Origin of the sequence: Chryseobacterium arthrosphaerae (assembly GCF_001684965.1) — a bacterium.
Taxonomy (GTDB): domain Bacteria; phylum Bacteroidota; class Bacteroidia; order Flavobacteriales; family Weeksellaceae; genus Chryseobacterium; species Chryseobacterium arthrosphaerae.
In genome coordinates, this window is sequence record NZ_MAYG01000001.1 from 332,017 (window position 1) to 349,325 (window position 17,309).

Below are 17,309 nucleotides of genomic sequence, written 5' to 3' on the forward strand. Positions count from 1 at the left end.
AAATAATGTTAAAAAAATCTTTAGTATTCATGAGTATTTCTGCTGCATTTTTTGCACAGGCTCAGGATGTTTCTATCATCAGAAATACTGTAGAGGCTTATTCAACTACTCCTATGGTGGGATCAGCCAAGTTTAATGCAATGGCCGGATCAAATGGGGCGTTAGGAGGTGATGCAAACTCCCTGCTGACTAACCCTGCGGGATTGGGAGTTGCTATTTCAGGAGAGGTTTCCGGAACTTTATCTGTTTCAGGAAATAAAAACAGCAGTACCCTGGCGGGATCTACAATAGATTATAGCAAAACAAGAGGCGACCTGGGAAATGCAGGTGGAATTATCGCTTTCCAGCTGATGACGGAATCTGCATGGAAGTTTATTAATATCGGTATTAATTTCTCTAATCAGTCCCTTGATAATGTAATACAGTCTCCCGGTAATAGTAATGTAGTGTATTATACGGATCTTAATGACCCTACTACAGGAAGATCTCTGACAGGACATAACTACGAAAGATACGGGAATCTGTCTAAAATGAGTTTTGGGGTAGGTGCTAACTATAATCACAGCCTTTATATCGGGGCAGGATTGAACTTTTTCAATGCTTCGGTGGATCAGTATGACCGGTTATTCTACAGACCGCTTCAAACTGACAATATAGAAGAATACAGAAAGCAGGATACCCCTTTCTTTGAAAGGTCTACAGGTTTTTCAGCATCCCTTGGGGTAATCGGAAAACTGAGTCCTAATTTCAGACTTGGTGCTTCCCTCGAAACGCCTACATTCTGGAATATAGACCGAACATATGATTTCTATAACGACCCTGTGTATGGTGATGACAGAGGCGCTGAAAGCCGAAAGTTTACTTCACCGCTTAAAGCTACAGTGAGTGCTGCTTTTGTAGCCAGCAAAAACTTCTCTTTGAACGTAGACTATACCTTAGGACTTACAAAGCCTGATTATAAGGTATATGGATCTGCAGAAAGAGAACTGAATGACTTCTTTAAAGATAATTACAAAAATCTTTCAGAAGTAAGAGTAGGAGCGGAATATAGAGTACAGCAGTTCAGACTGAGAGGAGGATATGCTTACCAGTCGAGTCCGTTTGATGCCCTTACGATCAGTAGATTTAATGCAGACGGGGATGCAGGTGATCAGTCTTACAGCAACCTGATGCTGAATGACAGAAATACACTTTCATTGGGTATCGGTTATGATTTCAAATCATTCTATATTGATGCCTCTTATCAGAATATAACATCTAAATATAGCAACCCTTTTATGAGAGGTTATATCGGTGATAATTTTGATTCTGCTTATTATTCCAGAACCGGAATTTTCGAAAGTGATTCTTATGCTGTAAGCGATGTTAAAAACACCAGAAACAATTTCTTCCTTACCGTAGGATGGAAATTCTAAAGTCAATAAGAAATTACATACAATAAAAAAGCTCCGGAAATTCCGGAGCTTTTTATGTTTTTAATGGGAATGGGCAACGGGATGCTGATGAAAAAGATGCATCACCAGAGCCAGTGAAACGCCTAAAACAACCAGTCCTATTTTTACCCAGTCGATATTGTGGTTTTTATTGCTTTCAAATATAATCACTGATGAAATATGCAGGAAGATCCCGCCGACGATCGCCAGAAAATAAGGCTGGAGATCCGGATTGAAATAATTTCCCAGCAGCATTCCCATAGGAGATGCCAGGGCGAAAAGTGCTACAATCAGCAGGGAAGGATATGATGAGCTTTTTGAGTCTTTTTTACCATTGAATAAAAACGCCCCAAGAATGAAAGAAATAGGGAGATTGTGAAATACAATTCCCAAAAGATAGGGTGAAAGCGCATGCTCTTCATTGGCAAGAGGAATTCCTTCAATAAAGGCATGTACAAATAAGCCTGCCATTAAAGCAAAAGGAAGGATATTATGCTCATTATGATGATGGAAGTGCCCGTGTTCAAAACCTTTGGTAAGGGCCTCCAGGATCATCTGAAGAAGTACCCCTGCAATCACGAATATCCCGAGGCTGCTGCCCGCTTCAGAAGTGTAGACCTGCGGAAAAACCTCATTGAGGCAGATCGTAATCAAAAAACCGGCACTCAATATCAAAAGATTTTTGGCCAGTTTCTCTTTTTTACCAAAGTATTTGCCCAGGAATACTCCTGTGATGACACTTAAAATCAGTAAAAGTACTGTTATCATTATTTTTTCTTAAATAAATTGATGCATCGTGGGGAAGTATCCTTGTTAAATTCATTCAACTGATAATCACCCCAGATTTTAATTCTTTCAAAGCCACATTCTGATGCATAGGCATGAATGGCCTCCAAAGTATGAAGTTTCACCTTTTCAAAGAAATGATAAGGTTTACCTTCCGTTTCAAAACGGATGTCCTTGATCACATGTCTGCCTTCGATTTTTTTCAGAATTTTAAAATCTATATCCCCGCGGGTAACCACTGTTTCCGAAACTAAGTTTTTTCTTACATATTCTTCATTCAGATAATCCAGAACAAAATATCCTCCGGGCTTCAGGACATTGTACACCGACTGGAAAACTTTTCTGTCGTCATTTTCATTGTCAAAATATCCAAAGCTTGTAAACAGATTGAAAACAGCGTCCATAGGATCTGCATCAATCGGGTTTCTCATATCATGAACGTCAAAAATCAGCGTCTGATTTTCATACTGTTTGTCAGATTCAATACTCTGTCTTGAAAGGTCAAGGCCCAAAACATCGTATCCTAATTTATTGAGAAAAACAGAGTGTCTTCCTTTACCACAGGCAAGATCTATGATTTTAGACTGAGGCGGAAGCTGCAGGTCTGCAGTAAGTTTTGTGATGAAGTTTTCTGCTTCAGTATAGTCTCTGTTGCTATAGAGCAAATGATAATAAGGGGTATCAAACCAAGATTCAAACCATTCCATAATGCAAAAATAACTAAATTTGTGGTCTTAAAAGCAAAGTATTTTACAACATTAAAAGATTGAAAAATTCAATTGTATAATAGGGTGAAAGGGTAATCCTTTAATACTTAAAGCTTTAAATATTTTAAGTCAAAATTATGGATATAGAAAATCTACAGATACAGATAAAAACATTCTTCGGACTGGAGCAGATTCTTGCAGAAGAAATAAAGAAATTAGGCGGAAGAAAGGTTGAAATAAAAAACAGGGCGGTAAATTGTGAAGGCGATCTTGGTTTCCTTTATAAGATCAATTACTCTGCAAGAACAGCATTAAAAATTTTAGTGCCGATTCATGAATTTAAAGCTTTTAATCAACACCAGTTTTATGACAGGCTGTTCAAGTTTGACTGGGCGGAATTTATGGATGTTGACCAGTCTTTCTCCATTGATGCTACGGTAAACTCTGAAACGTTCAAGCATTCCCAGTTTGTGACGTTGAAAATGAAGGATGCTATTGTAGATTATTTCCAGGATAAGTTCAAAAGACGTCCGAATGTAGAAACAAGAAACCCGGATATCAAATTTCATCTTCATATTGACAGGGAGTTGGTAATGATCTCCATGGATTCTTCAGGTGACCCGCTATTCAAAAGAGGGTACAGAAGAGAACAGGGGGAAGCTCCGATCAATGAAGTGCTGGCGAGCGGTATGCTTCAGCTTGCAGGCTGGGATGGAAAAGGGAATTTCCTGGATCCTATGTGCGGTTCAGGAACATTATTGATTGAAGCGGCTATGATTGCGATGGATCTTCCTGCACAGATTTTCAGAAAGAGATTCGGATTCCAGAACTGGAAAAATTATGATGCAGACCTGTTTTCTAAAATTAAAGAATTCAGGGTCAACAGAATCAGACAGTTTGATGGTAAAATTGTTGGCTATGACATTGATGCAAGAATGCTGAATGCTGCCAGAATGAATGTAGAGGCCGCTGAAATGGAAGATGTGATTGAGATCAGAAAACAGAATTTCTTTGATTCTAAGAAAGAACTTTTCCCATTGCTGATGGTATTCAATCCGCCGTATGATGAGAGAATCTCTATTAATGATGATGATTTCTACAAGAAAATAGGAGACACCTTTAAAACAAGTTATCCGAACACATTGGCATGGCTGATCTCTTCTGATCTGGAAGCGGTGAAAAAGATTGGTCTGCGTCCTTCAAGAAAGATCAAGCTTTTCAACGGAAAGCTCGAAACGAGATTCTTACAGTACGAAATGTATGAAGGAACGAAGAAAATACATAAAATAGAAGGAAATAAATAAAGACTGTTACCGTTTAAAATAATAAACTTATGGCCTGGAATCCTCTCGATTTACTTGATTATTTTTTCGATGCGATAGAATTGTTTACTTCCGGTTCCCGTGCTGCTTCAGATAAGAAAATTCTGAACTCTGACGGGAAATCTCAGAAGCAAATGTCAAAAGAATCTGAATCAGCGGGTAAGATTGATGAAGGAGCCAGGAAAAGTCACAAAACTGAAATAAATAAGAGCAGTACTGTTTTAAAATAATAAACTTATGGGCTGGAATCTTCTCGATGTATTTGGTTTTATTTTCGATGCGATAGAACTTTTAAGTTCTAATTCCAGTTCTCGTTTCCGTTCAACGTCAGACCGGAAAAATCTGAATTACGATGAGAAGCCACAAAAACAGGAGCCGAAGAGATCTCAATATTTTACAGAGAAAGTGAGTGCTATGTTTATTGCAGCAGCGGCATTATCTTTTTTTATGGTTTTTAAAGATCCGCTTCCGGCGGAAAATTATAGACAGACTTTGGCAGTCGCTTGCATCATCGGGTTGGGAATTGCATTTTTGCTGTTTTTTATTCTGCATGTGATGGAGCTTTATTATTTTAAAAACCTTTTTAAACTGCTTCTTTTTAGCAGCTCGGTAATTGCTTTTTGTATTTCGTTGGTCCTGTGTATTTATTTTAAGTCGGGAATATTTATTTAAATAATAAAAGTTAATTTCTCCGAATAAGCAGTTAAACTATTTGCGGTTTTTTTCGTGAATAAGTAATTTTGAAAAATTTTCAATTTGAAGCCTACTATTTCCATTGTTGTTGCCATTTACAACCGAAAAGATGAACTTTTCGAGTTGCTGACCTCGTTGACCCTGCAGACTGACAGAGCTTTTGAAATCATTATCGTAGATGACGGTTCTCTGATCGATCTGAAACCTACGGTCAGGAATTTTGAAGGCAGCCTGGATATTAAATATTTCAGAAAAGATAACTCGGGTCCGGGACTTACCAGAAATTACGGTGCAGCAAGAGCTGCCAACGAATGGCTGGTGTTCGTAGACAGTGATGTGATCGTAGAGAAAGATTATATTGAACATATTAAAAATGATATCCTTACTATTCCCTGTGATGCATTCGGGGGAGCAGATAAAGCGCATAAAGGATTTAATCTGATGCAGAAAGCTATTTCCTATTCTATGACCTCTGTGTTTACAACAGGAGGAATAAGGGGAAGTAAGAAAGCCGTTTCGAAATTCCAGCCCAGAAGTTTTAATATGGGAGTGAAGAAAGCTGTTTTTGAAAAAGTAGGAGGATTTTCAGAGATGAGAATAGGGGAGGATCCGGATCTTTCGATGACCCTTTGGGAAAACGGATATACAACAGCCTTTTTTGATGATATTGCAGTATACCATAAACGCAGGGTAGATTTTGGGAAATTCTCCAAACAGGTTTACCAGTTCGGTTGTGCAAGGCCTATCCTTAATCAGAGGCATCCGAATTACGTAAAGGCTTCCTTTGCTTTTCCTACCTTATTTATGCTGGGATATATTATGGGCTTTTTAGAATATTTTATTTTGGGAAGAGGCGTAATTCTTTCTTTCTATGGGCTGTATACTTTTCTGGTGCTGTTCCACGCCCTTCTGCTGACCAAAAATATAAGTATTGCAGGGATGGCGGTTATTTCCACCTATATTCAGATGTTTTCCTATGGATATGGATTCCTAAAATCCTGGATTTTGCTGAATGTGTTCAGAATGAAACCTGAGGAGGCTTTTCCGCATCATTATTATAAAAAATAAATAAAAACAGGTTTGCGCTGAAGCCGTTTATTATTGAATATAAAACAAAGAAGGCTGTTTCAGGTGAAACAGCCTTCTTTTTCAATAAAATTTAGGATATAGAAATGTTTTCATGGTGGTTGAGAACGCCTACTTTCAGCATACACTCTTTCATTTTATGGTAAGTTCTTTTAATGTCGTGGTCTAAGCCGATGGAGAATCTGATCAGTCCGTCAGAAATACCGATGGAAGCTCTTTCTTCTTCCGGAATTTCAGATGACGTGGATTTTCCTGAGCAGGAGAATAATGTTTTATAGAAACCTAAGCTTACAGCAAGATAACCCAGGTTTTCTGCCTGCATCATTTCCATCAGTTCGTTGGCTTTTTCCGTTGTTCCGGCATCCAGGGTCAATAATCCTCCGAATCCGTATTCTTTATCGATCATGCTTTTCATTAATTCATGATTCTTATGGGACGGTAATCCCGGATATGAAACTTTCAGACCGTCTTTTTCAAACCTTTCTGCCAGATACATGGCATTATGGCTGTGCTGTTTTATCCTGATATGAAGCGTTCTCAGGTTTTTCAGGATGCTTGACGCTCTTAAACTGTCCATAGTAGGACCAAGAAGCATACAGGCTCCGGAATTTACATTTTTGGTATCGTCGATAAATGCCTGTGAGGCACAGTATACACCGCCCACTGTATCACTGCTTCCATTGATGAATTTCGTTAAACTGTGAATCACCACATCAGCTCCGAATAGCTGCGGACTGATAGAAAGCGGTGAAAAAGTATTGTCAACGATAAGTTTTAAATTATGTTTTTTACAGATCTCCGAAAGTTTTCTGAGGTCTGCTACCTCAAGAAGCGGGTTGCTCACACTTTCGCAATAGATCACTTTTGTGGCGGGAGTAATTGCATTTTCGATCACATCAAAATTATTGATGTCTACAAAAGTGGTTGCTACATTGAACTGGGGAAGAAAATTTTTCAGGAAAGCATACGTTCCGCCATAGATGGTTCTGCTTGAGATGATATGGTCTCCACTTTTGCACACCTGCATCAGAACAGAGGTAATCGCTCCCATTCCGGATGCGGTAACATTGGCCGACTCTGTATTTTCCATTTTGGCAAGTGCCTGTGCCAGGTACAGATTCATCGGTGATGAATGTCTGGAGTACAGGTAGCAACCTTCCGCATTCCCTTCAAAGGTATCAAACATCGTTTTTGCAGAAAGGAAAGTATAGGTAGAACTGTCAGAGATAGAAGGATTCACTCCTCCGAATTCACCAAAATACTGAAGATCCTGGATCTCGTTGGCTGCGTTAAAGTTTTCCATAAGCGTTGTTTTTATTTTATCGGCCTAATTTGCATTATTTTCATAATTATCACAACATAAAGTTGAATTTATAGAATATAAAACTGTAAAATATTATTTATTTAGAAAAAATAATTGGTATATTCGGAAATATTAAATTCTTACCAAAAAATTATCTATGGAACTTGACGAAACAGATAAGAAATTACTGGGGTTTTTGCAGCAGGACTGTAAACAAACCACCAAAGAACTGTCCGGTAAGCTTGGATTATCGGTTACAGCGATTTATGAGCGTATCAAAAAGCTTGAAAATGCAGGCGTGATTTCAAAATATGTTGCTTTGCTGGATAAAAATAAGGTGAAGCGAAACTTTATCGTTTTGTGCCATGTAAAACTTACGCAGCATAAAAAAGAGTTTGTATTACAGTTTGAGAAAGAAGTGATGAACCTGCAGGAAGTTACCGAATGCTTTCATGTAAGCGGGGATTATGACTATATCCTTAAAATAGGAGTGAAAGATATTGAAGATTACCGTAATTTTATGCTGACCAAGCTTACAACGCTTCAGCATATCGCCAGTACACACAGCTCGTTTATGATTTCTGAGGTGAAAAATACTACGGCAATCATTTTGTAAAATAAAGAAGAAGGGGTTATTCAGAATTAGCCATTTTTATTTCATAGATGTGAATTCAGATAGTATTTTCATTGATAAAAAAATCTGTTATTTCAGGCTTCAGTATTAATTGCTGAACAAATGGCTTCAGGGTTTCAGCTGTCAGGTCAGGTCCGCTGGAAATCTGCATACTTCGCAAGCTGCCGTCTTTTTGAGGAGCGATCAGGATAACATTCCCGTATTTAAGATGATAGAGCTTCATATTGACAATGGCAAAATCATCATTTTCAAGCGTTGTAAAAGCAGTGAAATCGATTTTGTTACGGGATGTTTTTATAAATCCCTGTCCGATCATGTCCGGAAAGTTTCTTGAAACAATCTGAGTCTTGTTTGATGTATATTCTTTAGTATCAATAAAGTCGGTGAGTACAAGGATCGTAAAGAATATCCTGTCTTTGTCTTTTACCTTATGGGAGTTCAGGTCTGATCTTTTTTCTCCAAAGCTGCTGTAGACGATCTTTTTTCCTTTCAGATCCAGTCCGAAAAAATTGCCATAGGTTCCCGCTCCCCTGAAACCATCTTTCTGAATGCTGTCATACACCGGATAAGGAAAGATTCCATAGATAAGAGGTTTATCATCTTTAGTCTGGTTTCTGAGTTCTTCTTCCATTCTTTTGAAGTCCAGGAATTCGGGCTTATTCTGTATTTTCAGCTGTTTTTCCCTTACCTTTTTAAGGATTCCGTTAGACTGTGCAAAAGCCGGCACTGTAAAGGATAATAATGAGCAGATCAGAAATAATTTCACATTCATTGAAGTTGTATCGGGTTTATTAGTTGAGATAAAATTGTTGTAGCTTTCCTACAGACTATTGTAAGTAAAGACTATACCAATACTCCGTTTTTAGAAGCAATAGGATCCGGAAGGTCTGTTTCACCACCCATTTGAAGAAGGTCTATTTCTATAGTTCTGCAGATGGAGAGCATCGGAACGTCGAACATCAGTCCGGCAAAAGGGTTTTCAGAATAATCTCCCACCAGTTCCATGATAATATAGATCCATCCTATGATGATACAGAAAGGAATAGAGGTCCAGATTCCCCAGTCTCCCAATTTTGCAAATTCATTCACTAATCCGAGAGGAAGCAAGGTAATAAAAAGGATATTAAAGACAAATGCAGTACTGGCAAACTGTCTCGGAGACGGGAATTTTTTGATCCTTTCTGCCTGTCCCTGGAAATTATAGAATTCGTTCAGGCTGTTTTGAAGCTGGGTCTGATTGAAGTCTGTGATGGCATTCATGTTTTTCAGCTCATTGATATCTTTAGCCTGTTGGGCGATCAGGTAAGTGGCAAAGTTTTTATAGTGACTTTTAAGATCATATTCTTCTTCTGAAAGGTATTTGTGCAGGAAAATAGGGGCTCTTCCGTAATCCGGAAACCCTGCCTTGATCAGCCTGTTTCTTCTCCTGTTGATATTACCGAATTTATTATTTTCATTGCTGCTGATATGTTCCCATTCTGTAGGGATCAGAAGCTGCTCACGGAAGGTGTATAGCCATGCAATATGACGATTGACAATTCTTTTCTTACGGTCTTCAAGATCAAAAACACCAATTTGTTCATTTTGGGTATCAAAGGCATACACCATGGAAGCAAATGAACGGCTGGAATTCACAATTCCGCCCCAGATCTTGCGGGCTTCCCAAAGTCTGTCATAAGCCTGGTTGTTTTTGAAACCCACCAGGAATGCCTCTGCTGTACCGATCAGGGCCACAGGAACCCACGGAATGGTCATCCAGTGCCAGTTGAAGAAATAGAAAAGAACAGCAATCAGTGTACACCAGATAGAAATTAAAATAAGATGTACACCGGATAGATTGAGAACCTGTTTATAATTGACGTATTTGGTTGTGATCATAAAGATGGATGTGTTTTGCGTGTACAGACAAAATAAGTACCAAACTTGGATAAAGTCAGCTTTATAATGCCTTTTACAGAAATTGTTTCAGGTTTTCTGGTTGATAATAGTCTAATTTTGTGATTGGTAATCTTAAATAAAAGTAATAAAAAAAATGCATAAAAAAACCTCTAAAAAAATTTAGAGGTTTTAAAATATAGAAATTTAATATTTCAGCATTTCTTCGATTTTTTTCGAAAGCTTTTCTGCATTCGGAAGCATTTCTTTTTCCAGAACCAGGTTGATCGGAACCGCAGGTACATCCAGAGATCCCATTGTTTCTACCGGAGCATCCAGATATTTGAAGCAGTTTTTAGAAATACGGTGGGCAAACGCCTCTGCAAAGGAATTGTTAAGCTGCTCTTCTGTAAGAACAATACATTTTCCATGTGCTTTTACTCTTTCAAACACAAGTTCTTCATCAAGAGGAATCAGGGTTCTCAGGTCAATTACTTCAACTCTTCCGCTGAATTGTTTTACAGCTTCTTTAGCCCAGTAAACTCCCATTCCGTAGGTAACAACCAATAAGGTTCTTCCTTTTTCGGTTTCATTCTTATCCGCTTCAATGATTACTTTTCCTTTTCCGAACGGAAGAACATAATCTTCTGCAGGCTCTACAGTTTTGGCGTCTTCAGTTCCAGGAACCTTACTCCAGTATAATCCTTTGTGTTCAAGCATTACCACCGGATTAGGGTCGTAATAAGCTGCCTTAAGCAAGCCTTTGAAGTCCGCAGCGTTACTTGGATAGGCTATTTTAATTCCTTTGATATTGGCTAAAATACTTTCAACACTGCCGCTGTGGTATGGGCCACCGCCACCGTAAGCTCCGATCGGAACACGGATGATGTTGCTGACAGGATATTTTCCGCCACTCAGATAGTTTGATTTTGAAATTTCTGTAATCAGCTGGTTAATACCAGGGTAGATATAGTCTGCAAACTGAACTTCAACGATAGGTTTTAATCCCACAGCACTCATCCCAGCTGTAGATCCAATGATATAAGCTTCCTGAATAGCTGTGTTGAAAACTCTTTTACTTCCGAATTTCTTTCCTAATGTAACCGTTTCACGGAAAACCCCGCCAATTCTTTCTCCTACATCCTGTCCGTAAAGAAGCGCTTCCGGGTGTTTCCACATCAGTTCCTGAATTGCATGAATGGCAGCATCTACCATAACGATCTTCTCACCGTCAGCAGGCTCACGGGTTCCCGTTTCTTCCGTAATCGGGGTAGGAGCGAAGACATGCTGCATTACCGTTTCAGGTTTAGGATCCTCTGCATTTTTGGCCTTTTCAAAAGCTTCTTCCGCTTCCAGGCGTGCTTTTTTTGTGATTTGTTTTAAAAGATCCTCATCCACTCCTGTTTCCAGCAAATGTTTTCTAAGGATTTCTCCCGGATCTTTAGCCCTATGTTTGGTTAAATCTTCTTCGTCTCTATAGAATTCTCTTCTTACACCGGAAGTATGATGTCCGATCAATACGGTTTTAGCACAGACTACCAAAGGCTTTCTCTCCGTTCTTACAAAATCAACAGCCTTTTTCATGGCTTCGAAACTTTCCACGAAATCAGTTCCGTCTACTCTCATTCTGCTTAAACCTGTAAATCCTGCTACAAAATCATAAGCGTCGCAGGTTCTTGCTTCATCCTTTGTTACAGAAATTCCCCATTCGTTGTCCTGCACAAGGAAAATAATAGGAAGCTGGTGTAATGCTGCAAACTGTAAAGCCTCACTCACTTCACCTTCAGTCACGGAATTATCTCCAAGGCTGCAAACCACCACAGGATTGTTTTCAAAATGCTGTAGATCAAAATCCTGAATGTATTTTATCCCTTGTGCTACTCCGGTAGTAGGAATGGTCTGCATTCCCGTTGCGGAGCTCTGGTGAATGATTTTCGGTTTGTTTTCATCCCTGCTGGAAGGGTGGGAATAATAAGATCTTCCTCCTGAAAAAGGATCATCAGCCTTCGCCAATAGCTGAAGCATCAGCTGATAAGGTTCAAAGCCAATTCCCAGAAGAATACTTTCATCCCTGTAATAAGGAGAAACCCAGTCTTCTTTTTTAAGCTGGTAAGCCGTTGCCAGCTGGATGGCTTCATGACCTCTTGAAGTACTGTGAACGTATTTACACACATTCCTGTTTTCTTCATAAATGTCAGCCATTGCTTTCGCCAGCATCATATGATTGTACGCTTTAAGTAAAATATCCTGAGAAACTTTTTCGTGAAGTGTATTTTCCATAGGAAGCAAATATACATTAAAAAAACAAAATACTAACAGTTGTTAGTGTTTTGTGGGAAATCCATTGATTTACTGCTGATTCCTTTTTTATTTTTTTAGAAATAAGGTTTTTTTTCAACAGTATGCAGGGAGAATAAATGCCCCGGATACCGCATCGGATAAAAGTTACGTCAGGGAATCAGGATAATTAAATGATTTTTATAAACTGTTACAGCCGTATGAGTGATTGCTGCATTTTATTGATAATTTCAATGCTGTTTTTCAATACTATTGATCGTTTAAATGGTGATGCTAAAGCCGTATTTGGAAAAAATGAAGTAACTTTACATTCTCTTTTGTATTAAAAAAGTTAGAAAATTATATGTATTTAATTTTTGACACAGAAACAACCGGTTTACCAAAAAATTTCAACGCTCCGCTTTCAGATTCGGATAACTGGCCAAGAATGGTTCAGATTGCCTGGCAATTGCATGATGATGATGGTAATTTAATTGAAAACCAGGATTATATTATAAAACCTGAAGGGTATGATATTCCCTTCAACGCAGCCAGAATTCACGGAATTACCACCAAGATAGCCAACGATGAAGGACGCGACCTGCAGGAGATCCTGGAAGAATTTTCCAGAGTACTTGAAAGAGTAAGAGTGGTGTCCGGGCACAATGTGGAATTCGACTACAATATCGTAGGAGCTGAATTTTACAGAAAAAATTTAAAAGATAATTTACAGGAAAAGCCAAAGGCTGATACAATGATCCTGGGAACCGACTTCTGTCAGCTGGGAGGAGGTCGTGGAGGCCGTTTCAAACCTCCGAAGCTTGAGGAGCTTTACGAAAAACTGTATGGGAATAAATTTGATGAAGCCCATAATGCAGCAGCCGACGTAAACGCTACAGCCAGAGCTTTCTTCGAAATGGTAAGAATTGGAGTGGTTCCTGCTGAAACATTGAAGATTTCAGAAGATCAGCTGGCTTATTTCAAAAGTCTTTATCCTGATCCCATCAAACCCTTCAATATTGTCATCAGAAGGCAGGTTGCTGATTTCCATAACAAGAAAAAGCAGCAGGATTTCGGAAGTATTGATGAAATTGATCTCGGTAAATATTTCAACTTTAATAACCATAGTGTTTTCTCTACACTGATGGCAACCTCAAGCATCAGTGATCTGATTAAAAAAGCATCTGAAGAAAACTTCCCGGCCGTCGGCATGGTAGACCTCGGCAATATGATGGGGGCTTTCAAGTTCGTTTCTGCAGTAGAAGGTGCTAACGCTGACCGAGCGAAAAAGCATAAAGAATATTTAGCAAAAAAACAGGAAGCAGAAGAGAACGGAACGGAATTCAATGAACCGGAACCTGTTTCTGAACCTCTGATTCCCGTTGTAGGCTGTGAGTTTTATATTTCAGACCGTTACGAACAGAAGCAATTTACCAAAGATGATCCTGACAGAAGGACACAGGTGGTGCTTCTGGCAAAAGATTTTAACGGGTATAAAAATTTAGCAAAACTTTCGAGCATCGGATTTCTGAAAGGATTCTATTTCGGAGTTCCGAGGGTAAGCCGTGAGCTGATTGCGCAATATAAAGAAGGAGTCATTGCTCTGACTTCCGGAATTATGGGAGATATTCCCGACGCTATCCTGAATACCGGGGAGCAAAAAGGGGAAGAACTGTTTAAATGGTGGAAAGACACCTTTGAAGATGATTTCTATGTGCAGCTTCAAAACCATAAACTGCCTGAAGAGGAACACTTAAATGAAGTACTTCTTTACCTGGCAGATAAATATAATGTGAAGATCCTGGCCCAGAACGAGACTTTCTATTCCAATAAAGATGATGCCAATATTCAGGACATCGTAAGCTGTATCAAAGACGGGGAGAAACTGACAACTCCTATCGGGAAAGGCTTTGGTAAAAGAAGAGGGCTTGCAACGGGGGAATATTACATCAAAAATTCTGACGAAATAAAAGAAGCTTTTCTGGCGTATCCTGATGCTTTTGATGCCTATGAAGAATTTACGGCAAAATTTAAACCTTATACCTTAAAAAGAGATGTTCTCCTTCCGAAGTTTGATATTCCTGAGGAATTTATCCATGCAGAAGATGAGGTAGACGGAGGAAAAAGAGGGGAGATGGCTTATCTTACGCATTTGACATACGAAGGAGCTAAAAGAAGATATGTTGATACTGGTATTACTGATGAAATTAAAGAACGACTCGACTTTGAGCTTGAAGTAATTGCCAATACCGGGTATCCGGGATACTTCCTTATTGTGCAGGATTTCTGTAATGAAGCCCGTAATATGGGAGTCTGGGTAGGCCCGGGGAGGGGATCTGCTGCGGGATCTGCCGTTGCCTACTGTATCGGGATTACCAATGTGGACCCGATTAAATATGATCTCCTTTTTGAGAGGTTCCTGAACCCGGAAAGGGTATCGATGCCAGATATTGATATCGACTTTGATGATGAAGGCAGAGACAGGGTGATCAAATGGGTAATTGAGAAGTATGGCCAGAGCCAGGTGGCACAGATCATCACCTATTCGGTACTTGGTGGTAAATCTGCCATTAAAGATGCCGGAAGGGTGCTGGATGTCCCGATTCCCGATACCAATAATATAGCCAAACTTATTCCTTCCACACCAGGGATGAATATTGCGAAGGCCCTGGCAAAATATGATAAATTGAAGCCTGAAGAACAGATGCTTGTCGATGAGATGAGGTATGTTCTTGAGAGCCCTGATGATGCCCGTCATGATGTACTTGCCAGCGCGAAAAAGATGGAAGGCTGTATCAGAAATACAGGGATTCATGCCTGTGGGGTAATTATTACACCGGAGGATGTAAGTAACCTGGTTCCGGTAACCATTGCTGCGAAAGATGCTGATATCCTGGTATCACAGTTTGATAACTCGGTGGCTGAAAGTGCCGGACTTCTGAAGATGGACTTCCTGGGGCTTAGAACGCTGACGATCATTAAAGATGCTTTGAAGCTCGTAAAAGCAAGACATGGAGTGGATATTGATCCGGATCTGATTCCACTCGATGATACGAAAACCTATCAGTTATTTAAAGAAGGGAGAACAGTCGGGATTTTCCAGTATGAAAGTCCCGGGATGCAAAAATACATGAGAGAACTTAAGCCTACGGTTTTTGCCGATCTTATTGCCATGAATGCATTGTACCGTCCCGGACCGATCAAGTATATCCCGAACTTCATCAACAGGAAGCATGGTATTGAGGAGATCGTCTATGACCTACCGGAAACTGAAGAATACCTGAAGGAAACTTACGGTATTACCGTTTATCAGGAGCAGGTAATGCTTTTATCCCAGAAACTGGCCAACTTTACAAAAGGTGAAGCCGATACGCTGAGAAAAGCAATGGGTAAAAAGCAGATCGATGTTCTGAATAAAATGTATCCTAAATTCATTGAAGGAGGACGTAAGAACAACCTGAATGAAGAAAGGTTGGAAAAGATCTGGAATGACTGGAAAGCCTTTGCCGAATACGCCTTCAACAAGTCTCACTCAACATGTTATGCATTTATTGCTTATCAGACAGCCTATTTAAAAGCCAATTATCCGGCAGAATATATGGCGAGTGTGATGAGTAATAACATTAACAACACAGACTCTATCACCATGTTCATGGAAGACTGTAAGAGTATGGGAGTAGATGTTTTGGGACCGGACGTGAATGAATCCCAATATAAATTTTCGGTAAACGAAAAAGGACAGATCCGTTTCGGACTGGGAGCGATCAAAGGAATCGGGGAAGGGCCGAGTGAAGCAATTACCAGGGAAAGAGAAAACGGAAGATTTAAAAATATTTATGACTTCTTTGAAAGGATATTGCCTTCTCAGATGAACAAAAGAGTGGCGGAAAGTTTAGTGCTTGCAGGAGCTTTTGATGAATTGGATTCCTTCCACAGAGGTCAGTATTTTGATATTGATATGGCAGGGAGAACTAATCTGGAAAGACTGATCCGGTATGGGCAGAGCTTCCAGGAAAGCAAGAATGAGATGGAGCATTCCCTGTTTGCAGATTTTGCAGAAGAAGTTCAGATCGAACAGCCCAAGCTGCCCCCATGCCCGGAATGGCCGAACATGCATAAATTGAATAAAGAAAAGGAGATCATCGGATTCTACCTTTCTGCACATCCGTTGGATGAATTCAAGTATCAGTATCAGTTTATGCAGGGACAGCTGTCCAAAAAATCAGTGCTGGAAAAAGAAGATGAACAGAAAACAACGGCTGATGAGGCTCCGGTTTTAGAGCAGGATTCGCAGGATGATAGTGTGGACCTTACCGAAATTGTATCAGATGATCTGTCGGCAGGAGAGGAGGAAGTCATAGAAGAAGTCACGAAAAAGGCTGAACCTAAAGGTAATTTTCTGTTCCTGAACCTTGATGAGGTGGATGCTTACAAAGAGCAGGCTTTTGCCAATAAGCAGGAAGAGCTGTTCGAAGAAAAGAAAAAAGACTGGAAAACGCTTCAGAAAGAAAGAGAAAATGGCGGTGGCGGTAAAGAATATACAGTTGCAGGGCTGATCACGGAATACAGAGTTCAGGATGGCTTCAGAAGCGGTGAAAAGGTAGCTTTTGTGACATTGGAAGACTATTCCGGCTCTTACTCGTTCAGACTGGGAGACAGGGATTATATGAGGCTGAAAGAAAAACTGGAGGTTCAGAGGTTTGTGATTTTTAAAATAAAATTTGCTCAGGTAAAAGACGGAAGGGTTTTCGTAAATGTAAATGATGTTATAGAACTTCAGGAAGCCTTTGAAAGATTTGCGAAAAGTATTTCTCTGGTAATGGATGTGATGGATGTAAGGCCTGAAGACCTTGATTTCTTCAGAACAGTGCTGGAAAGGAACAAAGGAAATCAGAAGCTGAAGTTTTTCATTAAAAATGTAGAAGATGACTCGCATATTGAAGTACAGTCGATGAAACATTCCGTGGATCTGAACGGAGATCTCATCAAAGAAATTCAGTTACTGAATAAATATGAGTTCTATCTCAATTAAAAAGATAATATAACGATTTGAAAGAGTGGCTTTTTGCCGCTCTTTTTGTTTTTTGGAGTCCGTAAAATGAAATAGTCTATAAAATTTATCAGGAAATATATTATGTTAAATTGAAAGTTCTCATGGTTTCAAATTTTACGATATGATTTTTAAAATTCTGT

General features: G+C 39.4%; 13 protein-coding genes. 7 read left to right on the forward strand and 6 right to left on the reverse strand.

The genetic code is table 11. The features are described from left to right. Positions 1-29: 29 nt before the first annotated feature. Positions 30-1,415 carry an OmpP1/FadL family transporter gene (locus tag BBI00_RS01510; protein ID WP_228394696.1) on the forward strand — a complete coding sequence of 462 codons (1,386 nt, stop codon included), beginning with the start codon at positions 30-32 and terminating at the stop codon, positions 1,413-1,415. A 60-nt stretch (positions 1,416-1,475) separates the two neighbouring features. Here the strand turns inward: BBI00_RS01510 and BBI00_RS01515 are convergent, their stop codons facing one another. Both BBI00_RS01515 and BBI00_RS01520 read right to left on the reverse strand, forming a co-directional pair. Then, positions 1,476-2,198 (reverse strand): ZIP family metal transporter, encoded by a 723-nt coding sequence (locus BBI00_RS01515; protein ID WP_065399575.1) that lies wholly within the window; start codon positions 2,196-2,198, stop codon positions 1,476-1,478. 2 nt (positions 2,199-2,200) lie between these two features. Then, a complete protein-coding gene (locus tag BBI00_RS01520) occupies positions 2,201-2,926 on the reverse strand; it encodes a class I SAM-dependent DNA methyltransferase (RefSeq protein ID WP_065397107.1) in 726 nt (241 codons plus the stop codon). Positions 2,927-3,063: 137 nt separating this feature from the next. Between BBI00_RS01520 and BBI00_RS01525 the strand changes: the two genes are divergently transcribed. The 4 genes from BBI00_RS01525 to BBI00_RS01540 all read left to right on the forward strand — a co-directional run bounded on the left by BBI00_RS01525 (position 3,064) and on the right by BBI00_RS01540 (position 6,009). After that, complete coding sequence (locus tag BBI00_RS01525; protein WP_065397108.1) at positions 3,064-4,230, forward strand: THUMP domain-containing class I SAM-dependent RNA methyltransferase; 1,167 nt, start codon at positions 3,064-3,066, stop codon at positions 4,228-4,230. Between the two features lie 29 nt (positions 4,231-4,259). Continuing rightward, the gene (locus tag BBI00_RS01530) at positions 4,260-4,478 is read left to right on the forward strand and encodes a hypothetical protein (protein ID WP_065397109.1); all 219 of its coding nucleotides are present in this window, start codon (positions 4,260-4,262) and stop codon (positions 4,476-4,478) included. Positions 4,479-4,485: 7 nt separating this feature from the next. After that, positions 4,486-4,920, forward strand: a complete 435-nt coding sequence (locus tag BBI00_RS01535; protein WP_065397110.1) for a branched-chain amino acid ABC transporter substrate-binding protein — start codon at positions 4,486-4,488, stop codon at positions 4,918-4,920. An 84-nt stretch (positions 4,921-5,004) separates the two neighbouring features. After that, positions 5,005-6,009 (forward strand): glycosyltransferase, encoded by a 1,005-nt coding sequence (locus tag BBI00_RS01540; RefSeq protein ID WP_065397111.1) that lies wholly within the window; start codon positions 5,005-5,007, stop codon positions 6,007-6,009. Between the two features lie 91 nt (positions 6,010-6,100). On the opposite strand, the gene BBI00_RS01545 is transcribed toward BBI00_RS01540, so the two are convergent. Next, a complete protein-coding gene (locus tag BBI00_RS01545; protein ID WP_065397112.1) occupies positions 6,101-7,330 on the reverse strand; it encodes an aminotransferase class I/II-fold pyridoxal phosphate-dependent enzyme in 1,230 nt (409 codons plus the stop codon). A gap of 157 nt (positions 7,331-7,487) precedes the next feature. On the opposite strand from BBI00_RS01545, the gene BBI00_RS01550 reads away from it, so the two are divergent. Continuing rightward, complete coding sequence (locus tag BBI00_RS01550) at positions 7,488-7,946, forward strand: Lrp/AsnC family transcriptional regulator (RefSeq protein WP_065397113.1); 459 nt, start codon at positions 7,488-7,490, stop codon at positions 7,944-7,946. 55 nt (positions 7,947-8,001) lie between these two features. Here BBI00_RS01550 and BBI00_RS01555 read toward each other — a convergent pair whose 3' ends face one another. The 3 genes from BBI00_RS01555 to BBI00_RS01565 form a co-directional block, all read right to left on the reverse strand. Next, positions 8,002-8,736: a hypothetical protein gene (locus tag BBI00_RS01555; protein ID WP_065397114.1), complete on the reverse strand. Its 735-nt coding sequence runs from the start codon at positions 8,734-8,736 to the stop codon at positions 8,002-8,004. A gap of 71 nt (positions 8,737-8,807) precedes the next feature. Next, positions 8,808-9,842, reverse strand: coding sequence for a bestrophin family protein (locus BBI00_RS01560; protein ID WP_065397115.1), 1,035 nt, complete (start codon positions 9,840-9,842; stop codon positions 8,808-8,810). 204 nt (positions 9,843-10,046) lie between these two features. After that, positions 10,047-12,119, reverse strand: coding sequence for an alpha-ketoacid dehydrogenase subunit alpha/beta (locus tag BBI00_RS01565; protein ID WP_065397116.1), 2,073 nt, complete (start codon positions 12,117-12,119; stop codon positions 10,047-10,049). Between the two features lie 361 nt (positions 12,120-12,480). Here BBI00_RS01565 and dnaE point away from each other — a divergent pair, with 361 nt between their 5' ends. Continuing rightward, positions 12,481-17,148 (forward strand): DNA polymerase III subunit alpha, encoded by a 4,668-nt coding sequence (gene dnaE / locus BBI00_RS01570; RefSeq protein ID WP_065397117.1) that lies wholly within the window; start codon positions 12,481-12,483, stop codon positions 17,146-17,148. The last annotated feature ends 161 nt before the right edge of the window (positions 17,149-17,309 follow it).

Coding starts and splice junctions, on each gene's coding strand:
- BBI00_RS01510 (WP_228394696.1), top strand. CDS start 30: ATGAGTATTTCTGCTGCATTTTTTGCACAGGCTCAGGATGTTTCTATC.
- BBI00_RS01520 (WP_065397107.1), bottom strand. CDS start 2,926: ATGGAATGGTTTGAATCTTGGTTTGATACCCCTTATTATCATTTGCTC.
- BBI00_RS01525 (WP_065397108.1), top strand. CDS start 3,064: ATGGATATAGAAAATCTACAGATACAGATAAAAACATTCTTCGGACTG.
- BBI00_RS01530 (WP_065397109.1), top strand. CDS start 4,260: ATGGCCTGGAATCCTCTCGATTTACTTGATTATTTTTTCGATGCGATA.
- BBI00_RS01535 (WP_065397110.1), top strand. CDS start 4,486: ATGGGCTGGAATCTTCTCGATGTATTTGGTTTTATTTTCGATGCGATA.
- BBI00_RS01545 (WP_065397112.1), bottom strand. CDS start 7,330: ATGGAAAACTTTAACGCAGCCAACGAGATCCAGGATCTTCAGTATTTT.
- BBI00_RS01550 (WP_065397113.1), top strand. CDS start 7,488: ATGGAACTTGACGAAACAGATAAGAAATTACTGGGGTTTTTGCAGCAG.
- BBI00_RS01555 (WP_065397114.1), bottom strand. CDS start 8,736: ATGAATGTGAAATTATTTCTGATCTGCTCATTATTATCCTTTACAGTG.
- BBI00_RS01560 (WP_065397115.1), bottom strand. CDS start 9,842: ATGATCACAACCAAATACGTCAATTATAAACAGGTTCTCAATCTATCC.
- BBI00_RS01565 (WP_065397116.1), bottom strand. CDS start 12,119: ATGGAAAATACACTTCACGAAAAAGTTTCTCAGGATATTTTACTTAAA.
- dnaE (WP_065397117.1), top strand. CDS start 12,481: ATGTATTTAATTTTTGACACAGAAACAACCGGTTTACCAAAAAATTTC.